The organism is Pseudemcibacter aquimaris (genome assembly GCF_028869115.1).
Classification (GTDB): domain Bacteria; phylum Pseudomonadota; class Alphaproteobacteria; order Sphingomonadales; family Emcibacteraceae; genus Pseudemcibacter; species Pseudemcibacter aquimaris.
Genome location: NZ_CP079800.1, coordinates 174,272 through 192,158, shown reverse-complemented (window position 1 = coordinate 192,158; position 17,887 = coordinate 174,272). Strand labels below are relative to the sequence as shown.

The window sequence follows — 17,887 nt, the reverse complement described above, 5'->3', positions numbered from 1 at the left end:
TTTCTTATCCCATAATACATCAAAATATATTTAGGGAGAGAATATATGCGTCTGTTGATCGCAATTATGTGCCTGATTTTACCATCATTATCATCGGCACAGGACACAGCAAAAATCGAAGCCATCAAAAATGAAGTCACCCAAACAGTTGAAAATAATAAAAAAATGGTGCAGGAAATCGTCGATAGCCTGTTCAGTTTTTCCGAACTGGGTTTTCAGGAATATGAAACACAACGTTACCTTTCCGATATTCTATTAGATAACGGCTTTCGTGTTGAAAAAGATGTGGCGGGACTACCGTCCGGCTGGGTTGCCAAATGGGGCAGTGGTCATCCGGTAATCGCTTTAGGCACAGATGTTGATGGTATTCCAAAAGCATCGCAAAAACCGGGCGTCGCTTATAAAGACCCGATGATCGAAGGCGCACCGGGCCACGGCGAAGGGCATAATTCCGGTATGGCAGTTATCATTGCAGCCGCGCTATCCATGCAAGATGTGATGATGCGCGAAAATTTACCCGGCACCATCATGATCTGGCCAGGCATCGCAGAAGAATTACTTGCCGGAAAAGCATTCATGACCCGTGAAGGGGTATTTGATGAAGTGGATGCCGTCTTATTCACCCATGTATCCGGTAATCTTGGTGTATCATGGGGGAAAGCCAATGGCACGGGCCTTATTTCCGTGGAATATACATTTAAAGGGGAAAGCTCCCATAGTGCGGGTGCACCATGGCGCGGCAAAAGCGCCCTAGATGCGGTTGAATTGATGAATGCAGGATGGAACGCACGTCGTGAACATCTGCATCCATTACAAAGATCACATTATATTATCTCCGATGGTGGTGATCAGCCAAACGTTGTGCCGCAAACCGCGTCCGTTTGGTATTACATTCGAGAAATGACCGCAGAAAAAATTCTGGAAAATTATGAAAAGCTGAATAAAACGGCCGAGGGTGCTGCGCTCATGACCGACACAACCGTATCACACCGTGTGGTCGGTGGCGCATGGCCAAGGCATTTTAACAAAGCAATTGCAGAGGCGGTCGATAAAAATATTCAAGTCATCGGTATGCCAGAATGGGATCAGAAAGACCAAACATTCGCAAGAGCGGTTCAAAGACTGGCGGATACAGAACCAACAGGCTTAAAGACAGAAGTCAATGAATTAAGCGGCCCATCCGAATATCCGATCAGTGGTGGATCAGATGACATCGGTGATATATCGTGGCTTGTGCCAACCATTAACCTGCGCTTCCCGGCCAATATTAATAACCTGGGTGGTCATAACTGGCGCAACACCATCGCCATGGCAACCCCCGTCGCCCATAAAGGATCCGTTGTGGGTGCAAAGGTTATCGCCAGAACATTGGTCGATTTGTTTATGGATCCTCAAATACTGGCAGATGCGAAAAGATATTTTAATGATGTTCAGTTAAAAGAAGCCACATACGTGCCTTTTATTAGTGCCACTGAAAAACCGGCGATTGAGAAAAATGTGGACATCATGGCCAAGTTCAAACCTGAACTTGAAAAGCTATACTATGATCCAAAACGGTATAATACTTATCTGGAACAGCTCGGTATTGAATATCCGACATTACCTTGAAATTAGAAATTAAAAGGGCGGCTATTCAGTCGCCCTTCTTCATTCTGGTATTTAGAAAATATAAGAAACTGCCAAGCCCCACAAAAGAAATTAGATAATACCAATTTCGCAGTTCCGATTGTGTCATCGCAAAAATGCATACAAAAATAGCAATCACCGGGATGACATATCCGCCCGGAATTTTAAAAGCTTTGTCACGCTCTTCTTCTGTCGCATCTCGTCTTACAAAAGGAAGTGCGGAAATACAAATCGAATAAGCGATCATTCTGGCAAGCGTTCCCGCCACCGCCAAATAAACAAAGGTTCCTGTGGTCGCGAGCAGGATCACCAATCCCCCCTGAAATAAAAGCGAATTGGACGGCGTATAATATTTTTCATGGATATTACCGAACCATTTCGGCAGCGTTCCTTCATGGGCCATGGCAAATGATGTGCGTGATGCAAATAAAACAATCCCCGACACATTGCCAAGAATAGAAAAGATCGCGACCAATATGATAAAGGTGCCACCCACAGGCCCCATAAAAATCCGCCCCAGTTCCACAAGCGGCGCTTCAGTAATATTGGTCGGTGCAACCGACACATAGACAAGCTGCAACATAAAATAAACGATGCTTGAAAAAATCAGCACTGCCATCAATGCAATCGGCAATGTTCTTTTCGCATTTTTTGTTTCCCCTGCGGATGCAAGTGCCGATTCAAAGCCTGTAAAGGCAAAAAAGATCAACAGAACCACCGCACCCGTATCATCAAAGCTTGGCATTTCGCCTGGCGTCCAATTTTCAGCGGGTATGTGGCTTAAGCCCAACAACACTAACAATAAAAGCGGTAACAGCTTTAAATAAGTCAGTATGCTGATCGCGCCGACCGCTTTTTTAACGCCATAAATATTGATGATGGTTAAAGTACCAACCACGAAAGCGATCATCAAATTTCTGAATAAACCCGGTTCTGCGCCATGCCACAAATACATGCCATAATCAAAAAGCAGGTTTACATTGGCAGCAAATGCCGCAATTCGGCCGATATAAAAAAGCCATCCCACTTGAAACCCCATAAGGGTGCCATACGCTTTCGATACATATTTTACCGGCCCTCCCGTATCACTGAAATAACTGGCAAGGGACGCAAACGACCAAACGACTGTGAGCGTTAAAAACCCAAAGATTAAAATAAGCCAAGGGCTAAAATCACCGGCGGCATTAACGAGCCTTCCGGGAAGGCCGAAAATACCCGCACCGATAATACCGTTTAGCACCAAAAAACACGCGGCTAAAAAACCAATCTCACGTTTTAATGATGCTTTTTCAACGATATCAAAAATCCTTATTTATTCTGATTTTCTGGTAAAAATATAATTGGCAAAATATAAACCGCTACCAAGTGCAATAAAGCCCGCGATATAAGCCCAGTTAATGATGTCCGCCTGCAGAATTGCAAACACACAAACAATAACGGCTATCGCCGGAATTAGGTACCCACCAGGAAGCGGTGTTGCATTTTCCAGTGTTTCTTTATCTGCTTTCTTTCTAATCCTAGGCAGTGAAACCATACAAATGATATAGGCAATCATTCGCGCGAGCGTACTCGCCGCTGCCAGATAAATAAAAGTTCCTGAAATTGCCAGTAAGAATGCAAGCACCCCTAAGAACATAATCGAATTTGCAGGCGTCGAATATTTGTCATGAACCTTCGCAAACCACGCTGGAAGCGATCCTTCCTCTGCCATCGCAAATGTCATACGCGGGGCAGCCACCACGATGGCCGTCGCATTACCAAGGATAGAAAAGATCGCCGCAATCACGATCATCACCACACCGACCTGCCCCATCAGCACTTCACCCATATCGATAAGCGGCGTATCACCACCGGTATTTTCCACCGCATTCACATAAGTAAGCGAGATTAGGAAATAGATTGCTGTGATAACAAAAATCCCAGTAAAGAGCGCACGCGGAATTGTTTTCTTTGGGTTTTTGGTTTCACCAGCCGTTACAAGCGCCCCTTCAAAGCCAACAAAGGCATAAAGAATAACAAGCACAAGGCCGCTGACCTGATCAAATTCAGGAACGCCCGCTGGGAATACTTTATCCGGTGTAAGGTACGGTATCGCAAGTAATATCAATAAAAGCACAGGCAGGATTTTAATCATTGTGATTAAATTAATCGCTTTAACCGTTCTTTTGACGCCCATAATATTAATGGCGACCAAGCCACCGATAATAAGGAATAATAAAAACCCACGCAGTATCTCGGTATCTGCCACTGACGCCAAATCAAGGGCATATGTCACAAGTACGTTGGTATTGGCACCAATCGCGGTGACGCGACCAATATATAATAGCCAACCCGTCTGAAATCCGACCAATGGACCAAAGGCACGGTTTGCATAGGCGACCGGGCCACCTGTCGTATTAAAATAACTGGCGATAGAGGCAAACGTCCAAACAACCGATGAAATTAAAACACCAAATATGATAATAAGCCACGGCCCCCAAATGCCGGCTTGTTCAACTAACTTCCCGGGAAGTCCAAAAATCCCGGCACCGATGACACCATTTAATACTAATAATCCTGCTGCAAATAACCCAATGTCACGTTTTAACTTAGCTTCATTGGCTTCGATATTGATATCGCCGCTCATTAATTTCCCTATTTTTTGTGTTTTTATTGATTGCTTTTATGAAACATAATAAAAATCCCGTCATAAATATAACAAAAAATATTTTATCTTTAATTTTCACACAATTCACATAATATAATAATCAATTAGATATCAAATTTCGGAAAAAACATGTCATTAGGTCTCGTACATAGAAAAGAAGTTCAAAAACGCCGCAAAAGAAGATTATGGGCCATGATCAAATTTGTTTTTGTCGTCGGCCTTTGTGGCGGGATTGGTTATTACGCCCATGAAATTGGACTTTCTGTTGCACAGGAAGAAGTGCTGATCTGGCAAACCAGATACGAAAATCAAGCGGCCGAGAATGAAAAATTAAAAGTCGAGCTGGGCCAAGACAAGGCAGAACTCGATCAAATGAAACAGCTTCTACCTAATGAAGACATGAGAAACGTTATTGCCGTCGTTACAGCCAAAGCAAACGAAGGCGTGGACCTTGCCAGAATGGAAAACATCATCAGCGGCATTTCCAAAGATGCCACATGTGACGCAGAAATTGACAGCAAACGTTTCATGGTGCTTACCCCCGTTTCACCGGATGAAGTATCAACAGCCAGTTATTACCGTGGTCTGATTACCGTATCCGGTACCGGAAGTTCAGTGATGAATGAAAACGGCGCACCGGAAGCATGGTTTGATCCTGCGAAAGAAGTCTTTATCAGTTTTATGATGCCGGGCGGTGAAAAACAGGATATTTCAGGCACACTTCCCCTATATCACAGCGTGATCACCGGTGGTTCAGAATACCGCTTCAGCATCACCGCTGGCCGCACAAGTTTTGCTGACGCCAGCGTACAAAGATGTGATCTTTAGGCGATATCACCCGCATCACAATCATCAAGCCATGCTTTGATGTCATCGTGACTTAACATGCTATTGCAATAATCCTGAATGATTTCCGGCAATTCAATGCCGTATGCTTTGAACCGGAACACCACCGGTGCATACATCATATCGGCTATTGAATATTCACCAAAAAGATATGGTCCCTGATCGCCATATTTTTCACGGCATTCCGTCCAGATATCCATTACCCGATTAATGTCTTTTTCAAGTTCCGGTGTCATTTCCGGCGTGTCATATGAATTTAGACAATCCATCGGCATAATAGATCGTAACGGCACAAACCCCGAATGCATTTCCGCAGAAACCGATCTTGCGTGACCACGAACATTTACATCCGCTGGCCAATATTTTTTTTCAGGATATAAATCCGCCATATATTCCGCGATGGCAAGACTATCCCAAATATACATATCCCCACGTTTTAACGCCGGAACTTTACTGGCTGGCGTTAAGGCATCAAGTTCTTCTTGGTTCCACGTTGGGCGAAGTCTGATCAGAATTTCTTCGAAATCCACACCCGAATGTTTAACCGCAAGCCAACCACGCAGCGACCAGCTTGATACATTTTTATTGCCAATGATTAAAGTAAAGTCAGACATCAATTTATCCTGTCATTTTTTAAAAGCCATATTACAATGGCACGATAACCGAGATAACAAGGATTGCAAGTGCCTAAATACATAAATACCGAAAATCATTTCGCCGTGATAAATTCATCTGATGAAAACCACATTCCCCTTCATTTAATTAATATTAATGAACTGGATGAATGGAAAGATAGCTTGTCTGATACTCATACAAGCTGGCTTGCGGCAAACCAGATAAAAGAAAAGCATGGTGATCTGGTTAAGTTCCCGGGTGAAGGAGGCACAATTGGCAACATAAGTATTATTTTTGATGCCAAAAAAAGTGACCCGTGGTTCTTTTCTAAAATTGCATCTTCGCTGAGTAACGGGACTTATAAAATCGAAACAGACCTACCCAACAATCAAGCAGAAATGGCTGCTTTTGGCTGGGCGATGGGCCATTATAAATTCGATCAATATCTAAAAGAAAAAAATGACAAATGCGCAGTTCTTATCGCCCCTGAAAATTGTAACTTTGACCATATATCAGCCATTATTAATGGCACCAACTTAACCCGTGACCTGGTCAACATCCCTACGTGTGATATGGGACCAACGGAATTGGCGGACGCATCCCAAGAACTTGCGAAAGAATATGGCGCGGCATGTGACATTACCGTCGGTGATGACCTGCTTGAAAAAGGATATGAGACAATCCATACCGTTGGACGTGCGGCTGAAAAAGAGCCGCGATTAATTGATATCACTTGGGGTGATGAAAATGACCCAAAAATCACGCTTATTGGTAAGGGGGTTTGTTTCGATACCGGCGGACTTGATATCAAACCATCAAGTGCCATGCTGACGATGAAAAAAGATATGGGCGGAGCCGCCCATGTATTGGGGTTAGCGCAAATGATCATGGAAGTGGGATTAAAAATCAGGCTTCGTGTATTGATCCCGGCCGTGGAAAATAATATTTCCGCCAATGCCTTTAGACCAGGCGACATCATCAAAAGTTACGAAGGCACAACGATTGAAGTCGGTAACACCGACGCCGAAGGCAGGCTTGTATTATGCGATGCCATTGCGCTTGCCAGTGAAGAAAACCCTGAATTAATGATTGATTTCGCGACACTAACAGGCGCAGCGCGGGTTGCCATGGGTGTCGATGTTCCGCCATATTTCACAGATGACGAGGAATTGAATAGCAAACTTCTTGAAATTCAGCATGATCATCATGACCCGTTATGGCCACTGCCTTTATATACGCCATACCGTAAAATGCTTTCCAGCAGCATCGCTGATATCAATAACGTGGGAAGCAGTGGATTTGGCGGCGCAATTACTGCGGCACTCTTTCTAAAACACTTTGTTGGTAAAGATATTCCGTGGATACATTTTGATGTATATGCATGGAACGCCAGTGACCGCCCCGGCAAACCAAAGGGGGGCGAAGCGATGGGAATAAGAGCCGTATTCGCATATTTATCAGAGCGTTTCGGATAATCTGAAGCCGCTGATTTTAGAAATTCATTGATAAATCTTTGATTCCTTGGCATTATCTAGGTTGTAAGAGTGCAAAATATAGTAATATGGGTAGTATCATGGAATTTGAACTTAGCGGTCATGCCGGATTAAAACTCTGGAAACAAACCCTTTCGAACATTGTTCTAAAGAAGGGGCCGGATCTCACGGCCCGACAGCTAAGTGTTTTATTGGCGGTTTATCTTGAACCAAAACAGCATACTGTTCGCGGACTTGCCGCTGCCATTGATGTTTCAAAACCGGTGATTACCCGCTGCGTGGATACATTGAGTATCCTTGGTCTGGTAAAAAGGATCCGTGATGAAAAAGATAAAAGAAATGTATTCATCACACGTACTGTTAAAGGGGCAGTTTTCCTTACGGATTTCGCAGAGATGATCGAAAGATCAAATGACGAAGCACAAGAAGAAGAATAAAAAATTAAACAATACCTTAGGGCGGGAAATGACACATATGGATCTGGATAAGCGTATATACGCATATCGTGACGATATCGCCGACATCAATCTCAAAGACAAAGTCAAAGCAACCCTGTTTAAAGAACCTGATAAATATCAGGTGGCAATTGGCGTTGCACCACTTTATCCAGAGGCGGGCTATTCAAAACCAATGGTCAGCCAGCTTTTGTTCGGTGAATATTTCAATGTCTTTGAAATAAATGACGGATGGGCATGGGGCCAATCAATTAAGGATGGTTATGTAGGCTATTGTCCGGTTGGAAACTTAACACCTGATTTGCATGCTGCGACCCACCATGTCAGTGCCTTAAGCACACATATTTATCCAGAACCAAATCTGAAATCCATGCCGGTTGATAAAATTCACATGATGTCGGATGTCGCCGTCATTGATGAAAAACAGCAAAATGGTTTTGTTCCGCTTGCTGATGGCAATTGGATTTATGCCACCCATATCGCCAAGGATTACGGCAAGGACGCCGTATCGGAAGCGTTAAAGTTTTTATATACCCCTTATCTTTGGGGTGGCAGAACAAACGCGGGAATTGATTGCAGCGGTCTTGTTCAAATTGCCTTTGCATCCATCGGTATTTCCGTACCCCGTGATGCTGACCTTCAGGAAGCAGGTTTTGGCAATGCCTTAAAAGAAGATGAGGTCCCCGAATATGGTGATCTGGCCTTTTTCCCGGGCCACGTTGGCATTATGCTTGATGATATGCATTTGCTACACGCCAATGCCCATCATATGCGCGTCAGCATTGATCCGTTAAAAGAGGTTATCGACATAGTCAGCTTCCAAACAGACAAACCACCGCTTAGTTGCATTAAACGCGTTTCATTTTGCATTTAATCAAAACACAAAAAAAGCCGCTGAAAATTCAGCGGCTTTTTAATTCTGTTATGTAATTTAAATTACATTGCTTCTGGTGCAGCTGCCTCTACGGCTTCTTCTACTGCCTCTTCAACAGCAGCAACTGTTGGAAGTTCAATAGGAGCATCAGAGAATGAACGTAGATACATGATTACGTTAGCACGGTCAGAACCTTTTTTAAGACCAGCGAAAACCATTTTATTACCAGGGATCGCATCTTTTGGCTTAGTAAGATATCTGTTTAGAAGTTCATAAGTCCAACCACCCTCAACGGCAAGAACAGCGTCAGAGTAGCCAAATGAACTGTTTGAACCAACATCGTTACCAACAACGTTCCATAAGTTAGGACCGATCTTGTTAGCACCGCCATTTTCTGTTGTATGACATGCTGCGCATTTTCTAAATACGCCAGCGCCTTTTTCAGCATCAGCAGTTTGCATTAGTTCCGCGATAGATGGCCCTTCTTCAACAGCAGCCGTTGCCACAGTTGCAGATGCAACCGCAGATGTATCAATTGGATATGCATTTGCAGTCAGTGGATCCTGATGGAAAATCTCTTCAGCAATAAGGTTGAAACCAATAAGGCCAAGCATCGCAATCAAGATGCCCATGGCGAATTTATTTAAATCATGTGAATTCACGGTAAATCCCCGTAATCATTAACAGTAAAATATTTAAAGAGTATTCAAAAATTATCCCTAATCAGAATCATCACTCTTCACGATGCCCCTTATGTACATATTTTTTTCATCCGAGACAAGGGTGATTTAATCATAAAATCATTAAATATCCTTAATATACACACAAAAAATATAATTATTTTTTATCTCAGGTCTTTCATTGACAGCATAATAAGAAAAATGAATACTGCCGAGATATTTTTGGAGACATTAAAAATGACAAATAACAACAGCGATAATTTGATATCTTTTCAGGGTGATCTTGGTGCATATTCCAATCTGGCAGCAAAACAAATGTTTCCGGATATGGAGGTTCTGCCTTGCCGCATTTTTGAAGATGCTCTTGCCGCTGTTGATGACGGAAAAGCAAAATACGCCGCCATTCCCATTGAAAATAGTGTGGCGGGACGTGTTGCCGATATCCACTATTTAATCCCGCATTCCAATCTGCATATTATCAAGGAACATTTCCTTAGAATTAATCATAACCTGCTTGTTATTCCAGGCACCAAAGTCGAAGACCTTAAATCCGTAAGAAGTCATGAACAAGCGCTTGGCCAATGCCGCAGAACCATGGATGCGCTTGGCATTAAAAGAGAGGTTTACGCCGATACAGCCGCCGCGGCAAAACATGTGGCCGAACTGGGTGATCCAACTGTTGGTGCCATCGCATCATCACTTGCCGGGGAAATTTACGGCCTAGAAAGCATTAAAAAAGATATCGAGGACGCCGAACACAACACAACCCGTTTTGTTGTGTTTTCAAGAGAACCTCTTACCAATCTTCCGCAAGATCAACCGACAATGACATCATTTATTTTCCAGGTTCGAAACACACCTGCGGCCCTTTATAAAGTGATGGGCGGTTTTGCCACAAACGGCATTAACATGACCAAGTTGGAAAGCTATCAGCTTGACGGGGAAATTTGCGCGACCCAGTTTTATGCTGACATCGAGGGCCACCCTGATGATGAAGGGGTAAAACACGCTTTTGAAGAACTATCATTCTATACGGATGAATATAGAATTCTTGGAAGCTACCCGCAGTCACAATACCGCATTGATCAACGCGGCTAATCTTAACTATTAGCCCATTGCTCTAAAATATGCCTTGCGATCGCGAGCTTATCAGGCACGGAAAATTGATCATCACCGCCTGTGGCAAGTACGTCACGGATTTCATCCTTGCTCACCCATCTCGCGTCTTCAAGTTCATCTTTATCAATATCGATTTCTGTGGTGATCGCCTCACCAATCACACCAATCATTAATGATGATGGAAATGGCCACGGTTGGCTTTTGATATATTCAACATGACCGACCTTTATGCCTGCTTCTTCAAGAACTTCTCTTCTGCAGGCTTCTTCAATGGTTTCACCAGGTTCCATAAATCCGGCGAGCGCGGAATATCTTCCCGGTAAAAAATGCGGGCTGCGCCCCATTAAACATTTATCACCATCGGTGATCATCATAATCACTACAGGATCAATACGCGGAAAATGTTCCGTATTGCAATTCTCACAATATCGTTGATAGCCACCTTTACGTAATTCACTTATTGAACCACAATTGGCACAAAATTTGTGCCGCGCATGCCAATCAAGTAACATCTTTCCTCGGGCCAATAATGATGGTGTCGCCGAAAATCCGTTCTCTGATGCTTTATTTGCAATTGAACGCATATCAATAAGTTCTGTACCATCTGGAATTTGGTAATTTTCATCAATATTTGCTGCAAAATAAGAATATTCGTCATCCTTACCTAAAAATATAACCTCAGAATCAGGGCTTGGTTCATCAAGGAAATAAACATCATAGTTCTCATATAATAGAATATCACCGTTCAAATACCCAATATATCTGGCATTCTGGCTTTCTTTTAATTTTGAAATTTCATGTTCATTTCCACGCAATAGATCGCATGGATCCAGCGGAAACTCTGCAAAAATACAAGAATTTTCAAAAAACATGACGGCTCCTTTTTTGTTACCTGTGACATATTTCTTGATGAATTACTACCCATGTTATTGATCATTACAAATTTATCTTGAAATCACTTTAAAAAAAGACCATATAGAGCGCGAGAGATTGGCGGACAGTCTACCCGCCAATCCGGTCAGGCCCGGAAGGGAGCAGCCGCAACGGGATCGCTGGGTCGTTCAATCTCTCACTTACCATTCTTTTTTCTAAAAAATTCAAAATAATTTCATATCCCTATAGCAATCATGACGCAGTGATTTTATAGTCATTCGTGAACTGATTCATTTAAGCAAGGGACATTCAATTCAATGGCAGAAAATACCGAAGGCGATACCCATTACAGAGTGTTAGCGCGAAAATATCGCCCTGTCGATTTTGCCGAACTTATCGGACAGGACGCAATGGTGCGTACCCTATCCAATGCTATTGAAACAGGCCGCCTTGCCCATGCGTTTATTCTGACCGGTGTACGCGGTATTGGTAAAACCACCACCGCCAGAATTATTGCCAAAGCACTTAACTGTATTGGTAAAGACGGCAATGGCGAAGCAACCATTGAACCATGTGGTGAATGTGAAAATTGCGTATCCATCAGTGAATCTCGTCATGTCGATGTGATGGAAATGGACGCCGCCAGCCGCACTGGTGTTGATGATATCCGTGAAATTATTGACGGTGTTAAATATGCATCCGTATCTGCACGCTATAAAATTTACATCATCGACGAAGTGCACATGTTAAGCCGTAATGCGTTTAACGCCCTTCTGAAAACGCTTGAAGAACCACCGGAACATGTGAAGTTTATTTTCGCAACGACCGAGATTAGAAAAGTACCGGTTACAGTTTTAAGCCGCTGTCAACGTTTCGATCTGCGCCGAGTATCCATCGAAGAACTTATGAACCATTATTCCAATATCGCGGAAAAGGAAAACTGCGAAATTGAAGAGCCAGCTCTTGCAATGATTGCACGCGCAGCAGAAGGTTCCGTGCGTGATGGATTATCCCTTCTTGACCAGGCCTTTGCCCACGGCGCAGGAAAAGTTAGCGAAGAACAAGTACGTGATATGCTTGGACTTGCTGACAGGGCGCAGGTTTTTGATCTTTATAATGATATTCTTGCGGGCAAAACCGCTGATGCGCTTGCCAAACTGCGTCATCAATTCCATCATGGTGCCGACCCAGCCGTAATCATTCAGGATATGCTCGAATTAACACATTGGCTTACACGTCTTAAGGTCGTACCGGATGCCGGTGACGATCTTGTGACATCAGAAGCAGAACGTAAACAGGGCCTTGAAATGGCTGGTGGCCTTTCAATCCCTGTGCTGACACGGACATGGCAAATGCTTCTTAAGGGTACGGAAGAAGTGCGCGTTTCACCGAACCCGATTTCAGCCGCAGAAATGGTCATTGTGCGCCTGACTTATAGTGCGAACCTGCCCACACCGGAAGAGTTGGTAAAACAAATTAAAAACAATCCCGCGGCCGCAGCAAGTGGTGCCGGAGCTGCCCCATCAACAGGTGGCGGCGGCGCATCCGCACAAGCGCAAACGACGATTAGCAACGGTTCGCCTGATATGGGCGGTGCACCACATGCTTTTAATGTTATTCAAGGATCAGGTGGCCAAACAGCAGTACGCGTGAGTGATCCAATTCCGCAAACGGACGGTGGATATGCAATATCAATATCCAGTTTTGAAGAACTCGCAGCCCTTTTTGAACAAAAAGGCGAACCTGATATTGCATTTCATTTAAATGATAACGTTCATCCAGTAAGCTTTGATCAAGGCCGAATTGATATTCGTGCCAATGAACGTGCCCCTAAAAACCTTACGGGTCGCATGTCTGCGTTACTCAAAGAATGGACTGGTCAAATATGGGCCGTTTCCTTATCAAACGAAATCGGTGAAGATACCCTTTATCAAAAAGAGATCGCCGAACAGGAAGCCTTGAAAGATATGGTTTCAAATAATGAACTGGTAAAATCCATCATTGAAACATTTGAAGGCGCCTCTATTTCTGATATTCAGAAAATCAAAGATGAGTTTACGTTTGAAACGCAAGTTTTTGATACGGAGTTTTCCGTCAGCCCCGATGAATTCGGGCTTGATGAAGAATAATTTACCCTTTACACCCCTTATTTAAATAATGGTGTCTTATTTTTAAAAGAGAGTAGAAATGAAAAACCTTGGTAAAATGATGAAACAGGCCCAGGAAATGCAATCCAAAATGCAGGAAATGCAGGCTGAGCTTGAAAAATCAGAACATATGGGCACGGCCGGTGGGGGAATGGTTAGTGTCAGATTAAACGGAAAATTTGAAATGCGCAGCTTGGAAATTGACCCAAGCATTTTTAATAGCGACGATGCTGAAATCGTACAAGATCTGATCGTTGCCGCATTCAATGACGCAAAACGCAAGGTTGATGAATTTAACAAAACTGAAATGGCCAAACTGACGGGCGGTCTTCAGTTGCCAGAAGGCATGAACCTGCCATTTTAAATCATGTATAAGTCGTCCTCTAACAATAATGAACTTGATCATTTAATAAGCCTCCTCGGTAAGGTTCCGGGGCTTGGGCCGCGTTCAGCAAGACGCGCGGCACTTCAATTGATCAAGAAAAAGGACAGCTTAATGAAGCCGCTATCCAGTGCACTTGCGGATGTGGCGGAAAATGTCCACCCTTGCTCTACTTGTGGCAATCTGGATGTTGAGAACCCCTGCCATATTTGTGAAAGCACGAAACGTGACAGATCAACGATCTGTGTAATTGAGGATGTATCAGATCTTTGGGCGCTTGACCGGGCGGGTTCTTACCGTGGTCTTTATCATGTGATTGGCGGCACACTTTCCGCACTTGATGGCGTTGGTCCGGATGATCTAAACATTAATACATTGATCGAACGCGCAGCCGACCCTGATTTAAAAGAAGTGATTATCGCCACCAACGCGACTGTGGACGGCCAAACAACTGCGCATTACATCACAGAACAATTAAAATCATTTGATATAGAGGTCACACGCCTTGCACATGGTGTTCCAATTGGTGGGGAACTTGATTATCTGGATGACGGAACACTGACGACCGCCCTTAATTCAAGAAGACCATTTTAACGGTTTTTGCGTCAAAACTTGTCTTAAATCAATTTTACCTCTTTATTTTCAATTATCCTTAATTTGTAAATTCACAAAGATTTTTATATTTGTGACTGGACTTATCGGCAAATTTTAATAATCTGTCATAAGTTATTTACTCTGAAGCCTGAACGCCTAACTCAATAACGATATGGTTGTCAGGCCGTGGGTTCGCCCACCGGGTTTGGATGGAAACGTCCCGGCCTCCCGTGCTTGGAAAAGAGATGAACATGCTTGTTGACAATTATAACAGAACCTTTCCGTATCTTCGGCTGTCTATAACCGAAGTTTGCAATTTCAGTTGCAGTTACTGCTTACCCAACGGCTATCAAAAAGATCATGAAAAATCATTCCTGCGCCAGGATGAGATTATGCGCCTTGTGAATGCTTTCGTTGAGTTAGGTGTCTGGAAGATAAGAATCACAGGTGGTGAGCCGACAATCCGAAAGGATTTTACCGAAATTGCCAAAATGATCGGTGAAAAGTCAGAAATCACCAAATTGGCATTTACCACAAACGGTTATAAATTACGTGAAAAAGCGGCGGAATGGCGCGATGCTGGCTTAAATGCTATTAACATCAGCATCGACAGCATGAATGCGAAAAAATTTCATGACATCACTGGCCATGACCGCATGCAAGAGGTCCGCGAAGGCATCGAAAAAGCATTAGAGGTCGGCTTCGAAGATGTGAAGATCAATGTCGTTCTTTTAAAAGGCGTCAATGATGATGAACTAGATGCTTATCTTGAATATGTGAAAGATACGCCGGTGAGCGTCAGATATATTGAACTTATGCAAACAGGTGACAACCTGACTTATTTCAATAAATATCATCAAAGTGCCGATTATGTTAAAGACCAACTTATTGATCGTGGTTGGGTTGAAAACATAAGACAAATTGGTGCGGGCCCAGCCGTCAATTTCACCCATCCTGATTATAAAGGATCTATTGGTTTAATCGCACCTTATTCAAAAGATTTCTGCACTGGATGTAACCGTCTAAGGATTACCTCAACAGGCGACCTACGACTTTGTCTGTTTGGTAATGTCGGTATTCCTTTGCGCCATATGTTACAAAGCGATGATCAGAAAGATGACCTAAAAGCCGCAATTTCAAAGCAACTTGATTACAAGGCATCATCACATTTTCTACAGGACGGCAACACTGGTATTATGACAAACCTGTCATCAACTGGTGGCTAATATGAAGCTTAGGATAGAGCCTAAAAAAACAACATTAAGACTGAGCAAGGCCGAATTTCAATCCTTCCTTGATACGGGTGAACTTTCTCAAATTACCCATTTTCCAGGTGGTGGAAACATATCAATCAGTGCCCAACTTGATCACGATCCCTCATTTATGGTAAAAGATAATAGATTTCAAATTAAGTTACCGAATCATTTACTACGTGAGTATAAACCTTCAAAATCAGGTATTTCTTTTGAATTTCAATTAGATAACGGGGAAAGCCATGAATTGGTTTTCGAAGTGGATATTAAGAAAAAACCGCTAAATAAATAAAACCAATAATATTTATATTTATTTTGAATTTTCCCCTTTTATTTTGATAAAAAAGCGTTATTTTACGGGGCTTAGGAAGGGGTTATACCTTTTGATGGCAATGGTTCTTAATATTATAAGAAATTACCAATAACCCCATTCCGATCAGGGACAAATACATTATTTGCATAATTTTCATAGATATGTTATATCATAATGTAACATTCTGATTTTTTAAAAAATTAAAACATCATGTGATCCTAGTCACGTGATGAAATAAGTATTCTAAAGCATAATTTTAAGGGAACAAAATGACAAAGACTGAGAATTCACAACCTACCGCTATTACGAAACGCTCTTTCTTGCAATCTGTTGGCATGATCGGTGGCACAGCAGCTGTAATGACTGCATTACAAGGCTGGGACATGGGTTTTGCATCCGAAGTGGATCGCCCGCCAGAAATGTCCACAGATGGTAATGGTAAAAAGGTTATTATTCTTGGTGCCGGACTTGCCGGTATGGTTCTCGCCTATGAAATGTCAAAAAAGGGCTACAAAACGAAAATTATCGAAGCACTCGATTATGCTGGTGGCCGTTGTGTATCCGCCCGTAAAGGCCATGTGATCGAAGAAATCGGCGGCGAAAAACAAGTTTGTAATTTCCAAGATGGGAACTATGTGAACTATGGTCCATGGCGTATCCCTGCCGAACATAAATCAACCATTTATTATTGCCGCACGCTTGGTGTTCCCCTTGAAGTGCTCGTAAATAAATCAGGTAAATCTTATTACTATTATGAAAATAAAGAAGGTGCCTTTAAAGGTCAGCCTGTCCGTCAGGAACTTGCAGATATAGATTTCAAAGGTTATTCAACTGAACTCCTTGCAAAGGTTGCTGACCAAGGTGGTCTTGATCAGCTGATTTCACAAGAAGATAAAGAAAAATTACTAGAAAACCTGCGTCGTTCCGGACTAATCAATTCACGCGAACTTAACTACCGCGCAAACCGCGCCCGTGGCCACAGTGTTTATCCAGGTGCTGGAACAAACTTTGGTGAACTATCAGAGCCATTTGCCCTTGCGGATGCGCTTTCAATTACGCCTGCAGCACGCAATGAAACGGCCGATCATCCACCGGTTATGTTCCAAGCCGTTGGCGGTATGGATCAGATCGCGCAAGGTTTGAAAAATGCACTTAAGAAAAACCAAATTCGTTATAATTCTGAAGTCACAGATGTGGTTCAAGACGATAACGGTGTTAAGGTTACTTATAAAAATACTCAAAATGGCCGTGTTCGAACAGAAGAAGCTGATTATGTGATTTCAACTGCTCCACTTGGTGTGATGCAGAAAATGAATATTAACTTAAGCGAAGATTTTGCGAACGCGATGAAGGCCACAAACGGTAATCCGGCTTGTAAAATCGGTGTTGAAATGGATCATCGTTTCTGGGAACAGGAAGAAATGATTTATGGCGGTGTAACAAGCACTGATATTCCTGGTCACCGCATTTTGGCTTATCCATCAGGCAACCTATTTGGTCAGGCACATGGTGATACTGGTGTTATTCTTGGTTATTACCCAATTGGCGGTCAATCTGTTCCGATCAGTAATCTTTCCATGTCAGAACGGATTGAATTTGCATTATCAGTTGGTGAAAAAGTTCACCCTGGCAAATATAGAAAACATTTCACTGGCGAAGCGATGTCAGTGGCATGGCACAAGATGAAATATGCACTGGCAGGTTGGGAAAACTGGACACGCCGTGGACGCACACGTGCATTCCCAATTGTGCATAAAGGTGATAATCGTATCTTTGTTTCAGGTAACATCGCCTCCCCTGCTCTTGGTGGCTGGATGGCTGGTGCGATTGAAGGTGCGTGGTCTACAATGGAAGTTATCGACAAACGTGTTGCACAACAAGGATAATTTGATATCTTGATTTTGAGGACATAATGTCGTCACATTAATATCAAATAATGATATAATGTAACGATTAATAATAAATATATA

The 17,887-nt window shown here is 42.9% G+C and carries 17 protein-coding genes, 1 other RNA gene and 1 riboswitch; of the genes, 13 read left to right on the top strand and 5 right to left on the bottom strand.

Annotation, left to right across the window (positions count from 1 at the left end):
• Window positions 1-45: 45 nt before the first annotated feature.
• Entirely contained in the window at window positions 46-1,608 is a 1,563-nt protein-coding gene (locus KW060_RS00875; protein WP_249036589.1) for an amidohydrolase, read from the top strand.
• 25 nt (window positions 1,609-1,633) lie between these two features.
• Here the strand turns inward: KW060_RS00875 and KW060_RS00870 are convergent, their stop codons facing one another.
• Both KW060_RS00870 and KW060_RS00865 read right to left on the bottom strand, forming a co-directional pair.
• Window positions 1,634-2,893, bottom strand: a complete 1,260-nt coding sequence (locus KW060_RS00870) for an APC family permease (RefSeq protein ID WP_274757339.1) — start codon at window positions 2,891-2,893, stop codon at window positions 1,634-1,636.
• Window positions 2,894-2,938: 45 nt separating this feature from the next.
• Entirely contained in the window at window positions 2,939-4,252 is a 1,314-nt protein-coding gene (locus KW060_RS00865) for an APC family permease (RefSeq protein WP_249036587.1), read from the bottom strand.
• A 150-nt stretch (window positions 4,253-4,402) separates the two neighbouring features.
• On the opposite strand from KW060_RS00865, the gene KW060_RS00860 reads away from it, so the two are divergent.
• Complete coding sequence (locus KW060_RS00860; RefSeq protein WP_249036586.1) at window positions 4,403-5,101, top strand: hypothetical protein; 699 nt, start codon at window positions 4,403-4,405, stop codon at window positions 5,099-5,101.
• Here KW060_RS00860 and KW060_RS00855 read toward each other — a convergent pair.
• Window positions 5,098-5,733 carry a glutathione S-transferase family protein gene (locus KW060_RS00855; RefSeq protein WP_249036585.1) on the bottom strand — a complete coding sequence of 212 codons (636 nt, stop codon included), beginning with the start codon at window positions 5,731-5,733 and terminating at the stop codon, window positions 5,098-5,100. The genes KW060_RS00860 and KW060_RS00855 overlap by 4 nt on opposite strands.
• Before the next feature lie 69 nt (window positions 5,734-5,802).
• Between KW060_RS00855 and KW060_RS00850 the strand changes: the two genes are divergently transcribed.
• From KW060_RS00850 to KW060_RS00840, 3 genes are all read left to right on the top strand, one after another.
• A complete protein-coding gene (locus KW060_RS00850) occupies window positions 5,803-7,209 on the top strand; it encodes a leucyl aminopeptidase family protein (RefSeq protein WP_249036584.1) in 1,407 nt (468 codons plus the stop codon).
• Between the two features lie 98 nt (window positions 7,210-7,307).
• Window positions 7,308-7,664: a MarR family winged helix-turn-helix transcriptional regulator gene (locus KW060_RS00845; RefSeq protein ID WP_249036583.1), complete on the top strand. Its 357-nt coding sequence runs from the start codon at window positions 7,308-7,310 to the stop codon at window positions 7,662-7,664.
• A 28-nt stretch (window positions 7,665-7,692) separates the two neighbouring features.
• Window positions 7,693-8,556, top strand: coding sequence for a C40 family peptidase (locus KW060_RS00840; RefSeq protein ID WP_249036582.1), 864 nt, complete (start codon window positions 7,693-7,695; stop codon window positions 8,554-8,556).
• A gap of 62 nt (window positions 8,557-8,618) precedes the next feature.
• On the opposite strand, the gene KW060_RS00835 is transcribed toward KW060_RS00840, so the two are convergent.
• Window positions 8,619-9,218: a c-type cytochrome gene (locus KW060_RS00835; protein WP_249036581.1), complete on the bottom strand. Its 600-nt coding sequence runs from the start codon at window positions 9,216-9,218 to the stop codon at window positions 8,619-8,621.
• Window positions 9,219-9,473: 255 nt separating this feature from the next.
• On the opposite strand from KW060_RS00835, the gene KW060_RS00830 reads away from it, so the two are divergent.
• Window positions 9,474-10,334, top strand: a complete 861-nt coding sequence (locus KW060_RS00830) for a prephenate dehydratase (protein ID WP_249036580.1) — start codon at window positions 9,474-9,476, stop codon at window positions 10,332-10,334.
• A gap of 2 nt (window positions 10,335-10,336) precedes the next feature.
• On the opposite strand, the gene nudC is transcribed toward KW060_RS00830, so the two are convergent.
• Window positions 10,337-11,227, bottom strand: a complete 891-nt coding sequence (nudC, locus tag KW060_RS00825) for an NAD(+) diphosphatase (RefSeq protein WP_249036579.1) — start codon at window positions 11,225-11,227, stop codon at window positions 10,337-10,339.
• A gap of 109 nt (window positions 11,228-11,336) precedes the next feature.
• Here nudC and ffs point away from each other — a divergent pair.
• From ffs to KW060_RS00790, 7 genes are all read left to right on the top strand, one after another.
• Window positions 11,337-11,432: signal recognition particle sRNA small type (ffs, locus tag KW060_RS00820), an RNA gene on the top strand.
• Between the two features lie 113 nt (window positions 11,433-11,545).
• Window positions 11,546-13,357 (top strand): DNA polymerase III subunit gamma/tau, encoded by a 1,812-nt coding sequence (locus KW060_RS00815; protein WP_249036578.1) that lies wholly within the window; start codon window positions 11,546-11,548, stop codon window positions 13,355-13,357.
• A 58-nt stretch (window positions 13,358-13,415) separates the two neighbouring features.
• On the top strand, window positions 13,416-13,739 hold the full coding sequence (locus tag KW060_RS00810; protein WP_249036577.1) for a YbaB/EbfC family nucleoid-associated protein: 324 nt from the start codon (window positions 13,416-13,418) through the stop codon (window positions 13,737-13,739).
• Window positions 13,740-13,742: 3 nt separating this feature from the next.
• On the top strand, window positions 13,743-14,351 hold the full coding sequence (gene recR / locus KW060_RS00805) for a recombination mediator RecR (protein ID WP_249036576.1): 609 nt from the start codon (window positions 13,743-13,745) through the stop codon (window positions 14,349-14,351).
• Window positions 14,352-14,478: 127 nt separating this feature from the next.
• Window positions 14,479-14,614: riboswitch (molybdenum cofactor riboswitch) on the top strand.
• Window positions 14,597-15,577, top strand: coding sequence for a GTP 3',8-cyclase MoaA (gene moaA / locus KW060_RS00800; RefSeq protein WP_420833139.1), 981 nt, complete (start codon window positions 14,597-14,599; stop codon window positions 15,575-15,577). It overlaps the preceding riboswitch by 18 nt.
• Before the next feature lies 1 nt (window position 15,578).
• Window positions 15,579-15,896 (top strand): DUF7009 family protein, encoded by a 318-nt coding sequence (locus KW060_RS00795; protein WP_249036574.1) that lies wholly within the window; start codon window positions 15,579-15,581, stop codon window positions 15,894-15,896.
• Between the two features lie 290 nt (window positions 15,897-16,186).
• Window positions 16,187-17,803, top strand: coding sequence for a flavin monoamine oxidase family protein (locus KW060_RS00790; protein ID WP_249036573.1), 1,617 nt, complete (start codon window positions 16,187-16,189; stop codon window positions 17,801-17,803).
• Window positions 17,804-17,887 lie beyond the last annotated feature (84 nt).